At 63.3% G+C, this 20,341-nt stretch carries 16 protein-coding genes; 15 read left to right on the forward strand and 1 reads right to left on the reverse strand.

The window, feature by feature from the left end; translation table 11 throughout:
* The first annotated feature begins 109 nt into the window (after window positions 1-109).
* The 10 genes from BMZ79_RS03865 to BMZ79_RS03910 all read left to right on the forward strand — a co-directional run bounded on the left by BMZ79_RS03865 (window position 110) and on the right by BMZ79_RS03910 (window position 11,419).
* Window positions 110-499 (forward strand): hypothetical protein, encoded by a 390-nt coding sequence (locus BMZ79_RS03865; protein WP_090636684.1) that lies wholly within the window; start codon window positions 110-112, stop codon window positions 497-499.
* 29 nt (window positions 500-528) lie between these two features.
* A complete protein-coding gene (gene glpX, locus BMZ79_RS03870; protein WP_090636686.1) occupies window positions 529-1,515 on the forward strand; it encodes a class II fructose-bisphosphatase in 987 nt (328 codons plus the stop codon).
* A 910-nt stretch (window positions 1,516-2,425) separates the two neighbouring features.
* On the forward strand, window positions 2,426-4,174 hold the full coding sequence (locus tag BMZ79_RS03875; RefSeq protein ID WP_090637132.1) for an ABC transporter ATP-binding protein: 1,749 nt from the start codon (window positions 2,426-2,428) through the stop codon (window positions 4,172-4,174).
* A 65-nt stretch (window positions 4,175-4,239) separates the two neighbouring features.
* Entirely contained in the window at window positions 4,240-6,267 is a 2,028-nt protein-coding gene (locus tag BMZ79_RS03880) for an ABC transporter ATP-binding protein (protein WP_090636687.1), read from the forward strand.
* An 810-nt stretch (window positions 6,268-7,077) separates the two neighbouring features.
* Complete coding sequence (locus tag BMZ79_RS03885; protein ID WP_090636690.1) at window positions 7,078-7,296, forward strand: hypothetical protein; 219 nt, start codon at window positions 7,078-7,080, stop codon at window positions 7,294-7,296.
* A gap of 23 nt (window positions 7,297-7,319) precedes the next feature.
* The gene (locus BMZ79_RS03890; protein ID WP_090636692.1) at window positions 7,320-8,036 is read left to right on the forward strand and encodes a hypothetical protein; all 717 of its coding nucleotides are present in this window, start codon (window positions 7,320-7,322) and stop codon (window positions 8,034-8,036) included.
* On the forward strand, window positions 8,033-9,238 hold the full coding sequence (locus tag BMZ79_RS03895) for a glutathionylspermidine synthase family protein (protein WP_090636694.1): 1,206 nt from the start codon (window positions 8,033-8,035) through the stop codon (window positions 9,236-9,238). The genes BMZ79_RS03890 and BMZ79_RS03895 overlap by 4 nt, the downstream gene beginning before the upstream one ends.
* Window positions 9,239-9,246: 8 nt before the next feature.
* Window positions 9,247-9,939 (forward strand): hypothetical protein, encoded by a 693-nt coding sequence (locus BMZ79_RS03900; protein ID WP_090637134.1) that lies wholly within the window; start codon window positions 9,247-9,249, stop codon window positions 9,937-9,939.
* A complete protein-coding gene (locus BMZ79_RS03905) occupies window positions 9,939-10,331 on the forward strand; it encodes a DUF350 domain-containing protein (protein WP_090636696.1) in 393 nt (130 codons plus the stop codon). The genes BMZ79_RS03900 and BMZ79_RS03905 overlap by 1 nt, the downstream gene beginning before the upstream one ends.
* 71 nt (window positions 10,332-10,402) lie before the next feature.
* Complete coding sequence (locus BMZ79_RS03910; protein ID WP_090636698.1) at window positions 10,403-11,419, forward strand: potassium channel family protein; 1,017 nt, start codon at window positions 10,403-10,405, stop codon at window positions 11,417-11,419.
* Window positions 11,420-11,561: 142 nt separating this feature from the next.
* Here BMZ79_RS03910 and BMZ79_RS03915 read toward each other — a convergent pair whose 3' ends face one another.
* Window positions 11,562-12,491: a hypothetical protein gene (locus BMZ79_RS03915; protein WP_256252535.1), complete on the reverse strand. Its 930-nt coding sequence runs from the start codon at window positions 12,489-12,491 to the stop codon at window positions 11,562-11,564.
* Between the two features lie 322 nt (window positions 12,492-12,813).
* Here BMZ79_RS03915 and BMZ79_RS03920 point away from each other — a divergent pair, with 322 nt between their 5' ends.
* The 5 genes from BMZ79_RS03920 to BMZ79_RS03940 all read left to right on the forward strand — a co-directional run bounded on the left by BMZ79_RS03920 (window position 12,814) and on the right by BMZ79_RS03940 (window position 20,332).
* Window positions 12,814-14,502 (forward strand): type 2 periplasmic-binding domain-containing protein, encoded by a 1,689-nt coding sequence (locus BMZ79_RS03920; protein ID WP_090636700.1) that lies wholly within the window; start codon window positions 12,814-12,816, stop codon window positions 14,500-14,502.
* Between the two features lie 58 nt (window positions 14,503-14,560).
* The gene (locus BMZ79_RS03925) at window positions 14,561-15,484 is read left to right on the forward strand and encodes an ABC transporter permease (RefSeq protein WP_090636702.1); all 924 of its coding nucleotides are present in this window, start codon (window positions 14,561-14,563) and stop codon (window positions 15,482-15,484) included.
* A gap of 10 nt (window positions 15,485-15,494) precedes the next feature.
* Window positions 15,495-16,376, forward strand: a complete 882-nt coding sequence (locus BMZ79_RS03930; protein WP_090636703.1) for a carbohydrate ABC transporter permease — start codon at window positions 15,495-15,497, stop codon at window positions 16,374-16,376.
* Window positions 16,377-16,480: 104 nt separating this feature from the next.
* Window positions 16,481-17,611 carry a glycoside hydrolase family 88 protein gene (locus BMZ79_RS03935; RefSeq protein ID WP_090636704.1) on the forward strand — a complete coding sequence of 377 codons (1,131 nt, stop codon included), beginning with the start codon at window positions 16,481-16,483 and terminating at the stop codon, window positions 17,609-17,611.
* A gap of 381 nt (window positions 17,612-17,992) precedes the next feature.
* The gene (locus tag BMZ79_RS03940) at window positions 17,993-20,332 is read left to right on the forward strand and encodes a helix-turn-helix domain-containing protein (protein ID WP_090636706.1); all 2,340 of its coding nucleotides are present in this window, start codon (window positions 17,993-17,995) and stop codon (window positions 20,330-20,332) included.
* Window positions 20,333-20,341: the final 9 nt, after the last annotated feature.

A 20,341-nucleotide genomic window follows, 5' to 3' on the forward strand; every position in this document is an offset into this window, starting at 1 on the left:
CTATATATTACTTCAATGGGGACGATTCGTATTATAGTGTAGCTACGAACGGCACAACCGGTGCGCATTCGAAACCAACGCTAAATTTAACCATCAGGAGTGATCATACATGAAGGACTATTACGTAACCGACAAGGCGCATATTTACTGGGACGAAGCCATCGAAACCGTCGTGATCCGCTGGCACGCCTTCGCCAGGGGCGATGAATTCCGCGAGCCGCTCGATAAAATGATCGAGCTCGCCGTCATGAAGAACGCCAAAAAAGCGCTATTCGACTCCAGCCACATTCTGGTCGTCGCCGAAGACACCAAGTGGCTGGCCGATGAATGGCTGCCGCGCCTCTTGAACGCCGGCATCCATTACACGGCGACCGTCAATCCGATGCGGTCCGCGGTTGCCCGAGCCGACGCCGGCAGCGTCGATCCGGCGCCGCTGCTGCACCACGAATTCGCGGGCATGTGCCCCGCTGTCGAGTGGTTGTCCGGTATTACGGCGTAAACGCCGGCCGGCGAAAGGAGAGAGGACACATGGAACGGGAATTGGCCTTGGAAGTGGTTCGCGTAACGGAATTGGCGGCGCTGGAATCGGCGCCGTGGATCGGCAGAGGCGATAAAACGAGCGCGGACGACGCCGCCACGACGGCGATGCGGACGATGTTCGATTCCGTCTCCATGCGCGGCACCGTCGTCATCGGCGAAGGCGAAATGGACGAAGCGCCGATGCTGTACATCGGCGAGCCGCTGGGCAACGGCGACGGACCGGAGGTCGACGTCGCGGTCGATCCGCTCGAGGGCACGAATCTCGTGGCGAGAGGCTTGAACAACGCCCTCGCCGTCGTCGCCATCGCGAACAAGGGGCAGCTGCTGCACGCGCCGGACATGTACATGCAGAAGCTCGCCGTCGGTCCCGCGCTCGCCGGCAAGCTGCATCTCCTCGATCCCGTCGAAGTAACGCTGGCGAAAGCCGCCGACGTCCTCGGCAAACCGCTCTCCGACTTGAACGTCATGATTCTCGACCGGGAGCGGCACGCGCCGATTATCGGGACGATGCGCCGGCTCGGCGCGCGGATCTCGCTGCTGTCGGACGGCGACGTCGCCGGCGCCATCGCGCCGGCGTTCCCGGAGACGGGCATCGACCTGTATCTCGGCTCGGGCGGCGCGCCCGAAGGCGTGCTGGCCGCCGCGGCGCTGAAAGCGCTCGGGGGCGAGATTCAAGGGCGCCTGCTGCCCGAAAATCCGGAGCAATACGAGCGCGCCGTCGCGATGGGACTCGCCGATCCCGACCGCGTGCTGGCGATGGAGGATCTTGTCGGCACGGACGACGTCATTTTCGCGGCGACCGGCGTGACGCACGGCGAATTTCTGGAAGGCGTGCGCTACCTGCCGAACCAGCGAGCCGAGACCCATTCCATCGTGATGCGCGCCAAGACCGGCACGGTCAGGTTCATCAAGACGATCCACTATCTGCCGAATAAGACGGTCCGCCGCGAAGAATCGGCAAGCCTTACGGGCTAAAACGGCGGAACTCATTCGGCGCGGCATGAATAAGATTCGCGGCTCGGCGGAAAGGTAACGAACGAGAGCAACATCCGATCTGAAGGCTGATCCGTTTGCCCCGCGATTCGCGTCATGCACGGCAGTTCCGGGCGTGGCGCGAGCAGCGGCGCTAGCGGAATCCATGCTTGCGCCGTCCGGGGCGGATCGGTTCGAGACACCTGCTTCGCTTAGAAATTGGAAAGTTCAGAAAACTTGAATAAATAGCTGGCGCATTGTCCGCGGCTGTGGTACAGTGTGTGTACACGAAAGGAGGTGGTCAACATTTCTAGTTCCATGTTGATCGCGTCCCTTACCCGGTCCGCCCGGATCTAATCCGGACGGAGGCGCGGGATGCGGATCGATGCAGTACAAAAAGCGCCTCGGGTACCCGTCGTTTTCGGACGACACGGAAGATCGCCGCGTTCGGCTTAGGCCGGGCGCCGGCGGTCTTCTTGTTTTTAAGGCCCAATGAACGGCTTGACGAAAGGGCCGATTGTAAAGAGTTCATGGAATTTTCAAATTGCCCATTGACAGCGCTCGCGCATCGATGGTAAATTGTCACATATACTTTGAGGAACGGAAAGGAGGGTTACGACTATGCGGTACGATCGATTGGTTCTCATTGCGCTGCCGGCTGCCGGCGGCGTCCGCAATCGCATAGGACGTAACCCTCGCGCGGTCTGACCGCGGCAGGACGGAGAACGCGGGTTCCCGGTCTGCCCATCGGAAGGCGCACGGTTGCGGCGACGTAATCGTGCGCCTTTTTTGCGCGCTCGGCAAGGCATTCGCGGCATCGGTCCGCGGTTGCCCGGACACCGGGGCTCAGGCGTATCGCTTACGGCGGTACGTCTTTTTTGTTCTTTACTAGCGAGAAAGGTTGTGGATGGACGTGTTTACCGTACTGAAGAAATTAAGCTGGTTTTTCAAAATGCGCTGGAGGCGCTACACGATCGCGGTCGTGCTGCTGACGATCGTCGGCATCATGGACGTTCTGCCGCCCAAGCTGATCGGAACGGCGGTCGACGGCATCCAGCAGGGCACGATGACCCCGGGGAAGCTGACGGAACTCGTGGCGTTCTGGGCGGGCCTCACCGTCGTCGGCTACGTCATCACGTGCGTCTGGTGGTCGCTGCTCTTCGGCTCGTCCTTCGTGCTGGAGCGCACCTTGCGTTCGCGGCTCATGCGGCATTTCATGCGAATGACGCCGACGTTCTACGAGCGCAACCGGACGGGCGATCTGATGGCGCGGGCGACGAACGACCTCGGCGCGGTGTCGCAGACGGCCGGGTTCGGCATTTTGACGCTGATCGATTCCACGCTCTTCATGCTGACGATCCTCGTCATGATGGCCGGCGTGATCAGTTGGAAGCTGACGCTCGCGGCGCTGCTGCCGCTGCCGCTCATGGCGCTCATCATGCAGCATTTCGGCAAGAAGATCCACGAGCGGTTCACGGAGCAGCAGGACGCCTTCGGCAACCTGAACGACCAAGTGCTCGAATCGGTCTCCGGCGTGCGGGTCATCCGGGCGTTCGTGCAGGAGGAGGCGGACCGGAGACGGTTCGGCGCGATGACGGACGACGTGTTCCGCAAGAACATCGCCGTGGCCAAGATCGACGCGCTCTTCGAGCCGACGGTCAAAATTTTGGTCGGGATCAGTTACTTGATCGGTCTCTGCTACGGCGGGGTGCTCGTCTTCCGGACCGAAATCTCGCTCGGCGAGCTCGTGTCGTTCAATATGTTTCTCGGGATGCTGATCTGGCCGATGTTCGCCATCGGCGAGCTGATCAACATCATGCAGCGGGGCAACGCGTCGCTCGACCGCATCAACGAGACGCTCGGCGCGAAGCCGGACGTGGAGGATGCCGAGCGGACCGTGCCGCTGCAGGTGCCGGAATCGCTGGAGTTCAACGGCGTAACGTTCCGGTACCCGTCCTCGACGATCGACAACCTGGTCGATGTCTCGATCACGCTGAAGCGCGGCCAGACGCTCGGCATCGTCGGACGGACGGGCAGCGGCAAGACGACGCTTCTGAAGCAGCTGCTCCGCGAATACCCGCTCGGCCAAGGCCGCTTGACGGCCGGCGGCGTCCCGCTCGGGGACATCGCCCTGCGCGAGATCCGCGGCTGGATCGGCTACGTGCCGCAGCAGCCGATCCTGTTCAGCAAGACGATCCGCGAGAACATCGGCTACGGCCTTGAAGGCGAGATGGACGAAGCGCAGCTCGGCAAGGCGCTGGACCTGGCCGCGTTCCGCAAGGACGTGACGTTCCTGCCGGACGGCCTCGAGACGCTGGTCGGCGAGAAGGGCGTCGCCCTCTCCGGCGGACAGAAGCAGCGGGTCAGCATCGCCCGCGCCGTCATCGCCAATCCGGAAATCCTCATGCTCGACGACGCCCTGTCCGCGGTCGACGCCAAGACGGAGACGGAGATTCTCCAAGGCATCCGCAGGGAACGCGCCGGCAAGACGACGCTCATCGCGACGCACCGGCTGTCCGCCGTGCAGCACGCGGACTGGATCATCGTCCTGGACGAAGGCCGGATCGTCGAAGAAGGCGCGCACGAGCAGCTGATCCGGAACGGCGGCTGGTACAAGGAGCAATACGATCGCCAGCAGCTCGCGACGGCGGTCGAAGCGTAGGCGCTCCGATGCTCCGACGCAACGGCTTGAACAGAACGAAGGAAGAAGAGAAGGTGGAACCTCCAATGGGCAACAACGGCAAACGATTATTTCAATACGCCTGGCAGTTCAAGAAACCGATTCTGCTCGCGCTTCTGCTGCTCGCGCTGGCGATCGCCGCGGAGCTGGTCGGCCCGTTCGTCGCGAAGCGGATGATCGACACGAACATCATGGGCATCGAGAAGCCCTGGTACGAAACCGCGAGCCAAGGCGATCCGTACGCGGTCGGCTATCAAGGCCGCGCCTACAAGCGCGCCGACCACTGGCTGGCCGGCGAAACGAAAGGCCGCGAGGCGCGCGTGCTGCAAACCGGCTTGACCTACTACTTCGTCGACGCGGCCGGCGTCCCCGATACCGGCAAACGGACCTTCGCGGACGGCGCGCTGACGGTCGAGGCGAGCGACGGGAACGCGCAGCGGTTTCCGGCCGCGAAGCTGAGCCGCGGCGAGATTTACGGCTTCTACGAGCCGGAGTTCCCGAGCATCTACAAGCTCGCGGCGTTCTACGTCGGGCTGCTGCTCGTCGGCGCGGCGCTGGCTTACGGCCAGCGGTATTTGCTTCAAGTATCGGCGAACCGGATCGTGCGCAAGATGCGCAACGACGTCTTCCGGCACATCCAGGAGCTGCCGGTGCAGTATTTCGACAACCTCCCGGCGGGCAAGGTCGTCGCGCGGGTGACGAACGACACGGAAGCGATTCGCGAGCTGTACGTGTCCGTGCTGGCGAATTTCTTCTCCGGCTTGATCTACATGGTCGCCATCATCGGCGCGCTGTTCATCCTGGACGAGACGCTGGCGCTGATCGCGCTGCCGATGCTGCCGATCCTGTACCTGTGGATCGTCGTCTACCGCAAGTTCGCGTCGCGGTACAACCACGTCATCCGATCCCGTCTGAGCGACATCAACGGCATGATCAACGAGTCGATCCAAGGCATGCCGATCATCCAGGCGTTCCGCCGGGAGAACGAGACGATGGCGGAATTCCGCGAGATGAACGACGATTACTTCAATTATCAAAACAAGCTGCTGACGCTCAATTCCTTGACGAGCCACAACCTGGTGAACGTGTTCCGGAACGTGATTTTCCTGCTCGTCATCTGGCTGTTCGCCGGCGGGTCGCTCTCGTCGGCCGTGACCATCGGCGTCCTCTACGCCTTCATCGATTACATGAACCGGATGATGCAGCCGATCGTCGGCATCGTCAACCAGCTGTCCAACCTGGAGGTGGCGCGGGTGTCGGCGGAGCGCGTGTTCGCGCTGCTCGACGAGCCGGGCGTCCCGGTCTCGGAAGAGCGGATGCCGCGGTACAAGGGGAACGTCGGCTTCCATGACGTCTCGTTCGGCTACAAGCCGGGCGAGGACGTGCTGAAGAACATCAGCTTCGAGGCGAAGCAGGGCGAGACGGTCGCGCTCGTCGGCCATACCGGCTCGGGCAAAAGCTCGATCCTGAACCTGCTCTTCCGGTTCTACGACGTCGAGCGCGGCGCGATCACGATCGACGGCGCGGACGCCCGCGGTCTCTCGAAGCAGGAGCTCCGCGAGCATATGGGCATCGTGCTGCAGGATCCGTTCCTGTTCACGGGGACGATCGCCTCGAACGTCAGCCTGGACGATCCCGCCATCACGCGGGAGAAAGTCGAGCAGGCGCTCCGCGACGTCGGCGCGTACGACATGTTCATGCAGCTCCCGAACGGCCTGGATGAACCGGTCATCGAGAAGGGCAGCACCCTGTCCGCGGGACAGCGCCAGCTCATCTCGTTCGCGCGGGCGCTCGCGTTCGACCCCGCGATCCTGATCCTGGACGAGGCGACGGCGAGCATCGACACCGAGACCGAGGCCGTCATTCAGCGGGCGCTCGACGTGCTGAAGCGCGGGCGCACGACGTTCGTCATCGCGCACCGGCTGTCCACGATCCGCGCGGCGGATCAGATTCTCGTCCTGGACCGCGGCCGGATCGTGGAGCGCGGCAATCACGACGAGCTCATGGCGTTCGACGGCAAATACCGCGCGATGTATGAGCTGCAGCAGGGCGCGGGGGTCGCCGTCGGCGCGTAAGGCGATCCGGCTCGCCGGCCGGGTGCGTGCGGTTGCCGCCCGCGTCCGCTGAGGCTAGCCGCGCGACCTCGTCGTCCTCGCCATTGCGAGAGCCTGCCGGCGGCGCGTCGGCGGCGCTACACGTACGCCGTTCAGGCGCGCGAAGCGCGATTCGGCGCCAGGCGCAATTTCCAATTCGCGAAAGCCGCATGCCAACGATAGGCATGCGGCTTTTTTGTGCGTTCGCACCGTATCCGGGAGCTGGTTTGCATCGGCCCACTGCTTGGTTCGGAGGCAGAAGCCGGCGATTTCCGCGGTAAATCGTTGCTGGCGTGACACCAATCGCGGCACCGTTCGTATGAATCGGTAGCCAGGATCGCGATCAGGCGCAGCGCTAGTTGGCCAGTAAAGCAAGCTTGCAAAATGGAAAAAAACGTGAGAAGCGGATTGAAAAGAATGGAAGGAAAGGAGAATCACACGCTTGCTGCAACTTTGACGCCGTCGACAGCGTCAGTTGCTGCGAGGTGATAAACATGTAAATATTTACATTAATGGCGGCTGCGTCCGTAAGTCCGGCGCTCATAACGGGCTGCGGCGCCGAGGGGCCGGTTGCCCCGGGCACGACGACCTCGCGCTCCGCTTCGTGGGCATACGCGTTCGTTGTCCATGACGGCGTCGTGCTTTATTAATGTAGAAATCGCGAATGGGCGGCGCGGATCGCGTACCATCATTTCCCGCGCGTGTCGAAACAACTCGGAGATTGACAATTCTTTTGCCTATCGCTTACTGTAAAATCTGGTAGAGACTCCAAATTCGAGAGGATGGCAAGAAGTGGAACACGGAATCGGCGTCATTTTGTACGAGAAGGAAGCGGACGGCGGCTTGGCGAAAATCGACGAGCGGGACTGGACCCCGGCGATGGTCGCGTCGCTCGAGCACGTCAATTACATTACGGTCGGCGGACGCGAATACGAGACGCTGGAAGGCCGTATGAATCTAGATAGCGGCAAATTGGAAATTCTCGTCGTTCCGATGCGGAACGACGGATGACGCAGCGAAAGGGGAGCCCTCGATTGACACGAAACGAACAACCGCATGAGTCGGTCAGAAGCAAGCTGTTTACGAAGGACGGCAAGCCGCTGCGGGTGCTCTCGACGTCGCTCGGCCTCGCGCTGCTGGCCAGCGTCGCGTTCGGCGCGGTGAGTCACGCGGCGGACGGAACGACCGCGGCGCCGGAACAGCCGAAGCTGGTCGAGTACTCGACGGAAGCGGTGAAGGCGTACTTCGATCCCGCCGTCGATTGGAACCTTCCGATGCTCGGCGAGGACGACGAAGACGAGCAGGACCAGACGGCCGTCGCATCGGGGGGGGGCGGCGGCGCGGGCTCGGCCGGCGCAAGCGGCTCCGGCCACGAGACGATCATCATCAACAACGGTTCGCATTCCAGCTTCGGCTGGGACGATCTGCTCCTCTATCATTTGCTGTTCAATAACGGCGGCTCCTACTCGACGTCGTCGTGGTCGAGATCGCATACGACGTACTACGCGAACACGAGCACGCCGTACAAAGCGAAGAGCTTCACCGGCGACAGCTTCCAGAACAAGCCGGTCGTCGGCTCGGCCGTGCGTCCGAAGACGACGACGGGGTCGGGCACGGTCACGCGGCGCTCTTCGTCCTCGAAGCCCGGCGGCATCGGCGGCACCTCCAGCGTGATCAGCGGCTCGAAGTCGAGCTCCGGTTCGTCGAGCCACGGCGGCAGCTCCCATTCGTCGGGAGGCTTCGGCGGATGACGACGCAGGCGTTCGAAGTGCGCGGGACGCCCGATCCGGACCGGGCCTCGCGCGTCGCGCGGCTGCGCGACATCGGCTTCGCCTGGGCGGATCTGGAGGACGAAGCCTATTGGCTCGACCAGATCGTCGTCATGCGGGAGGAGACGTACGCCGAGCTCGAGGCCGCGGCCGCGAAGCTGTGGCGCGTCTTCGACAAGGCGGTCCGCTTCGTGCACGGCAAGCGCGAGCTCTACGAACGGCTCGGCATTCCGGAGATTCTGTGGGAGACGCTGGATCTGCTGCCGCTCCCGGCGGAGGGCTTGATCAGCCGCTACGCGCGATTCGACTTCGCCGTCTCGGACGAAGGCGCGATCAAGCTGCTCGAGCTGAACGCCGATACGCCGACCGGCTACGTCGAAGCCGCGATCGCGACGCCTTGGCTGTGCGGGCAGGCGGGCATCGCTTCGCCGAACGCGCGCATGGCGGAGTTCGTCGCGGCGGCCTGGGCGGAGGAACGGCCCGATACCGCCGCCTGCGTCGGTTACGGCGAGCACCTGGAGGATTCCGGCACCATCGAGGCGCTCGTCCGCCACAGCGGCCTGAACGTCCGCTGCGTCGATTGCCTGGAGCTGTGGGTGGATGAAGGGGTGCTGAAGGACGGGCAAGGCGCCGCGATCCGGCGCATGTTCGCCTTGTACCCGAAGGAATGGCTTGCCGTCGACGAGGGCGGCGACGCGCTGCTGTACGCGGTCGACAGCGGCAATCTGGCGCTGTTCAACAACCCGCATGCCATCCTCCTGCAGTCGAAAGGACTGCAAGCGGCGATCTGGGGCTTGTACGAGCTGAATCAGCTGTACGACGCCGAGGAACGGAAGGCGATCCGCCGCTATATGCTGCCGACGTACAACAAGGCCGTCTTCCAGGGCAGCTTCGTGTCGAAATCGATGTTCGGCCGCGAAGGCGGCTCCGTCCGGATGTTCGACCGGGAGGGGCGCCTCGAGATCGAGGACCGGGACGGCTTCGATACGAGCGCGCTGTTTCCGACCGTGTACCAGAAACGGGCGGAGCTCGCCCGCATCGCGACGGCCGCGGGCGACTACCATCTGCTGACGGGCCTGTTCGTGCTGAACGGCACGCCCTGCGGCCTGCTCGGCAGAGCCGGCGGTCCCATTACCGGCAATACGAGCCATTTTATCCCGCTAGGAGTGAAGGAACGAGGATGATCGAGAATATGACCACACCAACACCCGGGTCGGCACCGTCCCGGGCATCGTCCGGCGCCGCGCGCCGCTTCCGTCCGAGGCTGCTCGGCCTGCTGGCGACCGGCGCGCTCGCCGCGCTGCTGCTCGGCGCCTGCGGGAACGACCGGACGTCGGTGCTGAGCGCCAGCGCATCGGCGAACGCGCAGGCCGAGACCGCCGACCCCGACCGGATCCCGTGGGATTACCGGCTCGTCCAGGGCACCGTCGGCGACCTGATCGGCGGCGACATGACGATCCTGCCGGACAACGCGCTGCTTCCGAACGACGGCAACTACGCCACCGGCGACAAGGTCTGGACGCTGCAGTTCATGAGCGCCGACATGACGACCGGCGCGAGCGGCAACAACGAGGTCAAGCTTTCCGCCTGGACGACGATCAAGTCGTATCCGGACGAGGCGAAGGCGAAGGCCGACATGGCCAATTTGAAAATCTCGCTCAAGACGAACGTCAGCCTGGTCGGCGTCTACAAGACGAGCTACCAGGGCAAAACGCGCAATTTCGCCGTCATTACGCTTCCGTCGGGCAACCAGCTGAAGCAGCCGATCGACGACGCGCGGTACCTGAAGCTGAAGAGTTTGAAAGAAGTGCCGGTCATGGTCGAGGAAGTCCACGACTACGCGAATTATGATTTGGCGTACGCGAAATTCAGGGGGTGGGCATGATGGTCGTGGTAACCAATTTAATCATCAGCATCGTCGTCATTATTCTTCTTCAACTGCTCGGCATGCTCGTCTTCAGCTGGATGACCCCGTTCAAGGACATGGAGGAGCTGCGAAAGGGCAACACGGCCGTCGGCCTCGCGCTCGGCGGCAAATTCATGGCGACCGCGATCATACTCGGCGTCGCGGCATACACGAACACGTCCATCTGGTATTTGATGCTGTGGTTCGCCGTCGGCTACGTCTGCTTGATCGCCGCGTATTGGCTCTTCGAGCTGGCGACGCCGGGGCTGAAGGTCTCCGAGCATCTGCAGCAGGGCAACAACGCGATCGGCATCCTGCTCTGCGCGGTATTCCTCGGCACGAGCTTCGCCGTCAGCAGCCTGATCGTCTAACGCGCCGCGCGGAGGGAACGGGACTGCCCGCCGAATCACGAGGCTGAACCGAACGGGAGAGGAACATCCGCATGCATTTTTTGCTTCGCGTGCTGCTCAAGACCATGCATTTCAAAAACACGTCGATCATCCTGACGGCGCTCGTCTTCATCCTCGCGTGCTCGACGCTCGCGCTGGCGCTGGAGCCGGAGACGTTCCATTCCTGGTTCAACGCGCTGTATTGGGTGCTGACGACGATGTCGACGGTCGGGTACGGCGATTATTACGCCAAGACGGCGGCCGGCAAGCTGCTGACGATCTTCCTGTACGTTTTCGGAATCGGGCTGCTCAGCCTGCTGATCGGCAAAGTCATCGATTCCATCGCATCCATCCAGCGGCAGAGGGAGGCCGGGCAATTGCGGTTTCAGGGGAAAGGGCATTTCATCATCATTAATTGGAGCAAGAAGGCGCAGTACGCCGTCGACGAAATCTCGGCTTGCCTGCCGGACGCGGATATCGTCATCATCGACGAGTCCGACCGGCATCCGATGCAGCGGAAGAGCCACGTGCATTTCATCAGCGGCGACCCGGCCTCCGACGAGGTCCTGGAAGAGGCGAATCTGACGGTGGCGCGCGCGGCGATCATCTTCGCGGACTCGCGCATCGACGAAGCGGCGCTGGCCGACGGGAAGACGCTTCTGATCGCCTCGAGCATCGAGCGGCTCGCGCCGAGCATCCATTCCACGGTCGAGATCGTGCACGAGAAGAACGTCCAGAACTTCCGCTACGTCAAGGTGAACGAATTCGTCCTGTCGCATGACGCGATCTCGCGGCTCGCCGTCCGGGCGGCGCTGCAGGAAGGCAATTCGGAAATCTTCAGCCAGCTGCTCAGCCGGCAGCACGGCGACGATATCTACGAGGTGCCGCTGAAGCCCGAATGGCGGACGTACGGCGACGCCTTCCAGGAGCTGCTGAGCCGGGGCGCGACGTTGATTTCCGATCGCGGCGACCTCGGGGTGAACCGCAAGCTCCGCGAAGCGATTCCGCCGGACGCGAGACTGTTCGTGATCGCGGACAAGTCGACCGTCGACGCGATCTTGGGCTCCTAGGCCGCGGCAATTGTCGGGCCTGGGAACGGTAACGGCAGGCGGGGGTTCATCGATTGCCGACATTCCCAGCAAGTTAAACCCACAAGACCATGCCTTGCGGCGCCGCCGCGGACATGGTCTTTTTGGTCTGTTAGGACGCCTCTTACCGCAACTGCGCGCTGTCGCCGGAAGCGGAGGCGCCTTTGCCCGCACCCGGTTCCAGGAACGCAAGCCGGAAGGACACGGCGCCGGCCGCGAGCGAGATCAGGAAGCAGGCCGCGGCGGCGAGCGGAAGCGCGGACCAAACGAAGAGCGCGCGGCCCAAATACGTCTGCCAGCCGATCGCGAGCAGGCCGAGCAGGAACGAGATTCCCGCGGCGTGGATATAGCCGCGGCTCGCGAAGCCCCGCCGCGCGGCGCGGGCCGAGAGCCAAGCGACGGCCGGCAGCGCCTGCAGCGCGTGGAAGCCGAGGCCGTGCAGCCAGATGAGGTTGCCGTCCGTCCCGACGGTGCGGCCCTGGTTCATCGAGATCCAGATGCCGGCCGCGAAGGAGACGACCACCGCCGCCATGGCGTAACGGATGCCGATCGCCAGCTCGGGCTGCCGGCGGTAGGCGCCGGGCCGGAAAAAATAGCCGGCGAAGAAGAGGTAGTAGAGAATCAGCAGGGCAGCGACGCTCGCGAATATATTGCCGACCGCGACGTCGAACGCCGCCGCGCCGTCCTCCAGGAACCGCGGATTGACGCCGCGGGCGTTTTGGACCGTTTCCGCCGCGTACGAGTAGAGAGCCAGCGGAACGTACGACCAGCGGAAGAAGGCCCGGACCTTCGGTCCCGCGCCCGAGAGCGGGACGATCGCCGCCGTCGACAGCACGAACAGTCCCAGCGCCGCGTCGAACGAGAACGCATGCGAAATGTCGCCGCCCGGCGCGACCGCCGCGCCTCCCGTCAGCCACCATATGCCGCAGACGGCCGCGAGCAGAAACCCGAACAGCCCGGTCAGCACCAGCCATTTCTCGCCTTGAAAGAACCGGGGGATCTCCTTGGCTTCATACCGATTTCCCGCCTTTGGCGAGAACATCGCGTTTTTCATTTTCCTTCACTCCTTATCCCGTGGGATGTGCTGCTTTCATCGTACCGCTGCTATTTATTGGAAAAAACCTGCGCGGGACCGAGGCCCGGGTACGGCTTTGGTCGAGGGCCGCCCCGGACTTGGAACGGAGCGGAACGTCCCGACGCGGCTTGCGAGCGAAATCATCGATCGCATTGGCGAAATGATCAGCCGGCGCGCAGGAATTCGGCATCGCATTGGCGATTTTGCGCATATCGGGCAAGGGAGGCGCCCCGTTACTCTGAAAGGGCGAGAGCGCTTGCAGGCCTCTCGCCACGATACGATTCAACGGAGGGTGAAACGCATGAGAAAACGATTGGCTGCCGGCCTGAGCGTCGTCCTGCTCGGCTCGCTGCTCGCGGCTTGCTCGTCGGACGGCGGGAACAACGCGGGTACCGGCAACGCAAACGGCGGCAACGCGCAAAACAACGCGCAGGGCAAGGGGAACGGGGCCGCGGAAGAAGGAAACGCCGGATCTCCCGCGGGGGACGGCGAAGCGGGGGCGTATCCGATCAAGACCGACAAAACGCTGACGTACTGGGGCGAAATCACCGGCAACCTGGTCGGCGTCAAAGCGTCGCACGACGAAGTTCCCTTCTTTCAGGACTGGCAGAAGAAGACCGGCGTGAAGCTCGAATTCACGGCGCCCCCCGCGGGCCAGACGAAGGAAGCGCTCAACGTGATGCTCGCCTCCGGCGATCTGCCGGACATGCTCGAGTACAACTTCCTGGGCTTCCCCGGCGGACCGGAGAAGGCGATCGGCGACGGCTACATCCTGAAGCTGAACGACCTGATCGACAAGAACGCGCCGAACCTGAAGAAATTTTTGCAGGACAATCCCGACATCGACAAAATGGTCAAGACCGACAGCGGCAGCTACTACGCGTTCCCGTTCATTCGCGGCGACGAGTACCTGCGCGTCTTCCAAGGACCGATCATCCGCAAGGACTGGCTCGACGAGCTCGGGCTGCCGATGCCGGAGACGATCGACGATTGGACGGCGACGCTGCGCGCGTTCAAGGAGAAGAAGGGCGCGGCCGCGCCGCTCTCGTTCGTCAGCAAGCCGCGGTTCTTCAACGAATCCGGCAACGGCGCGTTCATCGGCGCGTTCGGCGTGAACCGCGGCTTCTACCAAGAGGACGGGAAGATCAAATTCGGACCGGCCGAGCCGGGCTTCAAGGACTACCTGTCCCTGTTCCACGACTGGTACGCGGAAGGGCTCATCGACAAGAACGCCGCAACGGCTGATTCGAAAGCGCTCGACAGCAACATCGCCTCCGGCGCGACCGGCGCCACGGTCGGCAACGCGGGCGGGGGCATCGGCAAGTGGCAGCCGCTCGTACAGGCGAACGACCCGAAGGCCGTCCTCGTCGCCGCGCCGTATCCGGTGCTGAAGAAGGGCGATACGCCGAAATTCGGCCAGCGCCAGCAGGCGTACTCCTCCGAAGGCACGGTCGCGATCACGACGTCGGCGAAGGACCCGGAGCTGGCGGTCCGCATGCTGGATTACGGCTACAGCGAGGAAGGACACATGTTCTTCAATTTCGGGACCGAAGGCGTCAGCTACAACATGGTGGACGGCTATCCGACCTACACCGACCTGCTGATGAAGAATCCGGACAAGCTCGCGCCGGCGCAGGCGATCTCGGAGTACGCCCGCGGCAGCTACAACGGACCGTTCGTCCAGGACAAGCGCTACGCCGAGCAGTTCTTCGCCCTGCAGACGCAGCGCGACGCGATCGGCATCTGGGCGAAGACCGACGCGGCCAAGTACAACCTGCCGCCGCTCACGCCGACGCCGGAGGAGAGCTCGGAATACGCCGCGATCATGACCGACATCGACACGCTCGTGGACGAGATGACGCTGAAGATCATCCTCGGCACCGAGCCGGTCGACAAGTACGACGATTACCTCGCGAAGATGAAGTCGCTGAACCTCGACCGCGCGCTCGAGATTCAGACGGCGGCCTTGGCGCGGTACGACAGCCGGTAAAAGACCGGAGAGGGGCCGCGGCCCCTCCCCTTACGAAACGAGGTGAACGCATCGCGCCATGTCACAGCCGTCCACGGTCAAGAACCGATTCGCGCGGGATTTCCTGCTGAACAAATATTTGTACCTGATGATGCTGCCGGTCCTCGCGTACTACGTCGTCTTTCATTACGCGCCGATGTACGGAGCGCTCATCGCCTTCAAGAACTACTCGCCGATGAAGGGCATTCTCGGCAGCGACTGGGTCGGCTTGAAGCATTTCGAAGAGTTCTTTCGCAGCTACTATTTCGTGCGCATTCTCAAAAACACGCTGCTCATCAGCCTGTATTCGCTGCTGTTCGAGTTTCCGGCGCCCATCCTGCTGGCGCTGCTCATCAACGAAGTGCGCCACCGGATGTTCAAGCGCGTCGTGCAGACGATCACGTACATGCCGTACTTCATCTCGCTCGTCGTCATCTGCGGCATCATCACCGACTTCACCAACGCCGACGGCCTGATCAACCGCCTGCTTACCTGGATCGGCTACGACGGGCAGGCGATGCTCCAGAAGCCCGGGCTGTTCCGGCCGATCTACATCTCGTCGGAGATCTGGCAGCGGATCGGCTGGGAATCGATCATCTACATCGCGGCGCTGATGAGCATCGACCAGGAGCAGTACGAAGCGGCCCGGATGGACGGCGCCAGCCGGTTCAAGCAGATCGTCTACATCACGCTGCCGGGCATCATGCCGACCATCGCGATCATGCTGATTCTGCGGATGGGCAACCTGCTCAACGTCGGCTTCGAGAAAATCATTCTGCTCTACAACCCGGTCACGTACGAGACGGCCGACGTCATCTCGTCCTTCGTGTACCGGAAGGGCCTGCTCGAATTCGGCTGGAGCTACAGCTCGGCGGTCGGCCTGTTCAATTCGTGCATCAACCTGATCCTGCTCGTGACGGCCAACGCCGTCAGCCGCCGAGTGAGCAAGAGCAGCCTATGGTGAGGTGAGAAGGATGAAAACGGAAACGGGCTTCGTCGACCGGGCGTTCGACGTCGCGATATATGCCGTCCTGCTGCTGCTCGTCGTCGCCACGCTGTACCCGCTGCTGTACGTGCTGTTCGCTTCGTTCAGCGACGCCGGCCGGCTGATCGTGTACAAGGGGATTCTGTGGAAGCCGCTCGGCTTCAGCCTCGAAGCCTACAAGAGCGTGCTGGCGAACCCGGGCATCGCGATCGGCTACCGCAACACGCTGTTCATCGTCGTCGCCGGCGTCCTCGTCAATCTGTTCATGACGGCGCTGGGCGCCTACGTGCTGTCCCGCAAGAACGTCCTGTGGAACAACGTCTTCATGTTCATCATCGTGTTCACGATGTTCTTCGGCGGGGGACTGATCCCGCTCTATCTGATCGTGAAGGGCGCCGGGCTGCTGGACTCGCTCTGGTCGACGATCGTGCCGTTCGCGGTCAGCACGTTCAACCTGATCATCATGCGGACGGCGTTCATGGGCATTCCGGACAGCCTCGAGGAGTCGGCGAAGATCGACGGCGCCAATCATTTCACGATCCTCTTCCGGATCATCATCCCGCTGTCGATGCCGGTCATCGCCGTCATGATTCTGTACTACGCGGTCGACAAGTGGAACGGGTGGTTCTACGCGTCGGTGTTCATCAAGAGCCGCGAGCTGTTCCCGCTGCAGCTCGTCCTGCGGGAGATCCTGATCGCCAACTCCACCGACAGCATGTCCGCGGGCGCTTCGGCCGGCGACCGGTTCCAGATCGGCGAGACGATCAAGTACGCGACCATCATGGTCGCGACCGTTCCGATCCTGTGCGTCTACCCGTTCGTGCAGCGGTTCTTCGTGAAGGGCGTCATGGTCGGTTCGCTGAAGGGCTGATTCAAGACGTAGAATCATAGGCTGAATGATAGGTTGTTCATTGGGCCGATCCGCGCGGGGCAAGCCTGTACCCGCGCGGTCAACGAAAAGGAGGCATGAGAGACATGATCGAAACGGCAGCATGGAACGAAACCGCAAGCGCCGCCGTCTGGGCGCGCGTTCTCGCCAAGGTCGACGCCATGCGGGCGGCCATGGGCGGCCGCTCGCCGCACGTCGCCGGCGATAATGGCAAATACGACGATTTGCGGCTTGATTGGTGGACGTCCGGCTTCTGGCCGGGCATGCTGTGGCTCGCCCACGACGTGAGCGGCGAAGTCCGATTTCGGGAAGCCGCCTGGAGCTGGGACGAACGGCTGGAGCGGCTGATGCTGGAGGAGAACCGCTTCGACCACGACGTAGGCTTCCAATTCCTGCCCACGGCGGTGTTCAAATACGCGCTGACCGGCGACGAGGACGCGCGGCGGCGGGGGCTGTTCGCCGCGAACTTCCTGGCGGGCCGCTTCAATCCGCGGGGCGGATTCATCCGCGCCTGGAACGGGGACCGGACCGGGTGGGCGATCGCGGACACGGCGATGAACCTGTCGCTGCTGTTCTGGGCCGCGAAGGAGAGCGGGGATCCGCGCTTCGCGCATGTCGCGAAGCTGCACGCGGACACGGTGCTGCGGGAATTCATCCGGCCGGACGGCTCGGCGCACCATATCGTCCGGTTCGATCCGGAGACGGGCGAGCGGGCGGACGCCCTCGGCGGCCAAGGCGCGGCGCCGGATTCCGCCTGGAGCCGGGGCAACGCCTGGGTGCTGTACGGCATGGCCAATGCGTTCCGGCATACCGGGGACCCCGCGTATCTGCAAGCGTCGCAGCGGGTGGCGCATTATTTCGTCGCCCATTTGCCGGAGGACGCCGTCCCGCACTGGGATTTCCGCGCGGACGTGGAGCTCGGCGGCGAGCCGCGCGACACCTCGGCCGGCGCGATCGCGGCGTCGGGGCTGCTCGAACTCGCGGACGCGCTGCCGGAGCGGGAAGGCCGGGCTTACCGCGCGGCGGCCGGGCGCATCCTCTCCTCCCTCGACGCGCGTTACGCGACGTGGGACCGGCCGGACCATGAAGCGATTCTGACGCAGGGCACGGGCCACAAGCCGGCCGGACAGAACGTGAACGTCTCGCTGATTTACGGCGATTACTTCTTCATGGAAGCGGTCGCGAAGCTGAACGGCTGGACGCGGCGGATTTTCTAAGCGCGTCGATCCGGCACCCGGCCTCCGGCAGCTCCGGGACGCATGGGCGAAGCGCGGTCGACAACCGCCGGACCCCGTTCGGGCGGCCCTGATCGGCTGGGCGGCTCCTTCAGCCCGGCCGACGACGATTGCTCGGCCGGCGGCAATAACCGGCCGGCGGCGCCGAAATTCGATATCTCCGCGAACCGCGGCCCGAAAGGACGACAGGCGTCCTTTCGGGCTTTTCGCGTGCCCGGGCGGCGAAGCCCGGCGCAATGTTGTCGTTTTTGTAAATCGTTTTTTCGTTTTTCTCCATTCCGTTCCAGCGGCGCGAGTCGGTATAATGGAGGTCTGAACGCGTCCTTCCAGACGACGAATCCGATACTTGCGGGGGATGGGAGCTTGCCGACGATTCGCGGATTATGGCACAAACGCAAAAGCATCGTGTTCACCTGGCTGATCTCCTACAGCGCGGTCCTGTTCGTCCCCATCGCGATCAGCCTGGTCATTTATTCGCAGGCCAGCCACGCGCTGAAGGGCGAGATTCACCGCGCCAACGACGCCCTGCTGAAGCAGATGCGCTATACGATCGACAACCAGGTCGATCTGATGAAACGGCTGGATATGGAGATTACGTGGAACGACAAGCTGCAAAGCTTGATGTACTCCAGCAAGCCGGCGAAGGAGGCGCCGTTCACCGCCTACCAGCTGGCGAAGGAATTCCGTCTCTACAAGACGTCCTACGCCTCGATCGACGAATTTTACGTCGTCTGGGACCAGGGCGGGGCCATCCTGCGGCCGGGCAACATCCGGGACCTGCGGACCGCCTTCCGCACGCTTCACGATACGGGGGACTTGTCCTACGACGATTGGTCGGAAACGGTGCGCGGCCCGGCGGCGAACCGCTTCGCGGTGCTGCCGCATCTGGGCGCGGGAACGTCGGACGACGCGATCGCGTACATCACGCGGCTGCCGGACGATCTGAGCGGCAACCCGACGGGGTCGATCGTCGTGATGGCGGACGCCTCGAGGTTCCGGAAGGCAATCGAAGGCATCTCGGATTTCGGCGAAGGGCTGCTGCTTATTCTCGACAAGGACAACGATATTCTGCTGTCGAGCCGCCCGGACGCGCCGGAGCTGCAGCCGTTCCTCGAGGGCGGACATGTCCGCCTGACGCAAGCGCGGATCGGCGACTCGGAGCTGTTTTACATGCCGTCCGCCGTGTCGGACTTGAAATACGCGCTTATCTTCCCCAGCGCCGTCTACTGGAAGAAGGCCGAGTACGTCCGCAGTTTCGCGTCCATCAGCATTCTGCTCAGCCTGATCGGGGCCGGCATCCTGACCTGGTTCTTCACGCGCCGGAATTACACGCCGATCCACGAACTTATGCAATCGCTTACAGACCGCAACGCGCCGACCGAACGGGGAGACGGCAACGAGCTCCGGTACATCCAGCGCGCCGTTCTGAACGCGAGAAGCGAGAAAGAGCGGATCGCGACGCAGCTGCAGAAGCACCAGCAGACGCTGCGCTCCAACATGATTTACCGGCTGCTGAAGGGCAAGCTCGACGCGCGCGTCCCGTACGAGGAAGCGTTCCGCACCTTTCATATGGCGCTGCCGTCGAACGAATTCGCCGTCCTGCTGTTCGTGCTGGAGAACGAAGAGAGCCTGTACGCCAAGCTGCCGGGCATCGATCTGAACGAGCGGGCGCGGCTCGCGCCGTTCATTATCGGCAACGTCGTCGAAGAGCTGGCGCTGCAACGCCAGCACGCCGGCTACGTCGCCGAAGCGGACGACATGCTGGCCTGCCTCGTCTGCCTGAAGCCGGATGCGCCGGACGTCCGCGGCGAGCTGACGGCGATCGCTTCCGAGGCGCAAGCCTTCCTGCGCCGGTACGACATGGAGCTCACGATCTCCGTGAGCGGGTGCCATTCGGCCTGGGCCGGGATCGCGGCGGCGTACCAGGAGGCGGTCGACGCGATGGAGTACAAGATGGTGCTCGGGAAGCAGGGCATCCTCGCGTACGAAGATATTTGCGCGAACCCGGCGGATTCGTCCGGTTCGGGGTATTACTACCCGCTGCAGGCGGAGCAGCAGCTCATTAATTTCATCAAGGCCGGCGACTTCGGGCAGGCATCGTCGTACATGCGCGAGATCACGGAACGCAACTTCGGCGGACGCGTCATGCCGCTCGCGCTGGCGCGCTGCCTGCTCTTCGACCTGGTCGGCACGATGGTCAAGGCGATCGGCGAGCTCGGCGAAGGCAGCGCGTGGGAGCGCGATGCGGGCTGGATGGACGCCGTCATCGCCAGCGGCACGCTGCAGGAGATGCAGGAGGCGCTGCAGACCTTGCTTCGGGACGTCTGCGCGTTCGCCGCGGAGAAGCGGGCGAGCAACGCCGCGCTGGAGCGGGAAGGCTCGCTGCGCGAGCTGACGGCCGAGGTGGTCCGGTACATCGAAGCCCATTACACGGACGCGAATCTGAACGTCAACGCGATCGGCGAACGCTTCGACCTGAAGGGCAGCTACCTGTCGCGGCTGTTCAAGAACCAGACGGGCGAGGGCTTGCTCGACTGCATTCACAAGACGCGGATCGCGCGGGCCAAGGCGATGTTCCGCGCAAAGCAGGAATCGATCAACGACATCTCGCGGCTCGTCGGCTACAACGACGCCGCCACGTTCATTCGCGTGTTCAAGAAATACGAGGGCATCACGCCGGGCAAATACAAGGAAATCGTTTAAGGGGGCCTT

The organism is Paenibacillus sp. UNC496MF, from assembly GCF_900113915.1.
GTDB lineage: Bacteria > Bacillota > Bacilli > Paenibacillales > Paenibacillaceae > Paenibacillus_Z > Paenibacillus_Z artemisiicola.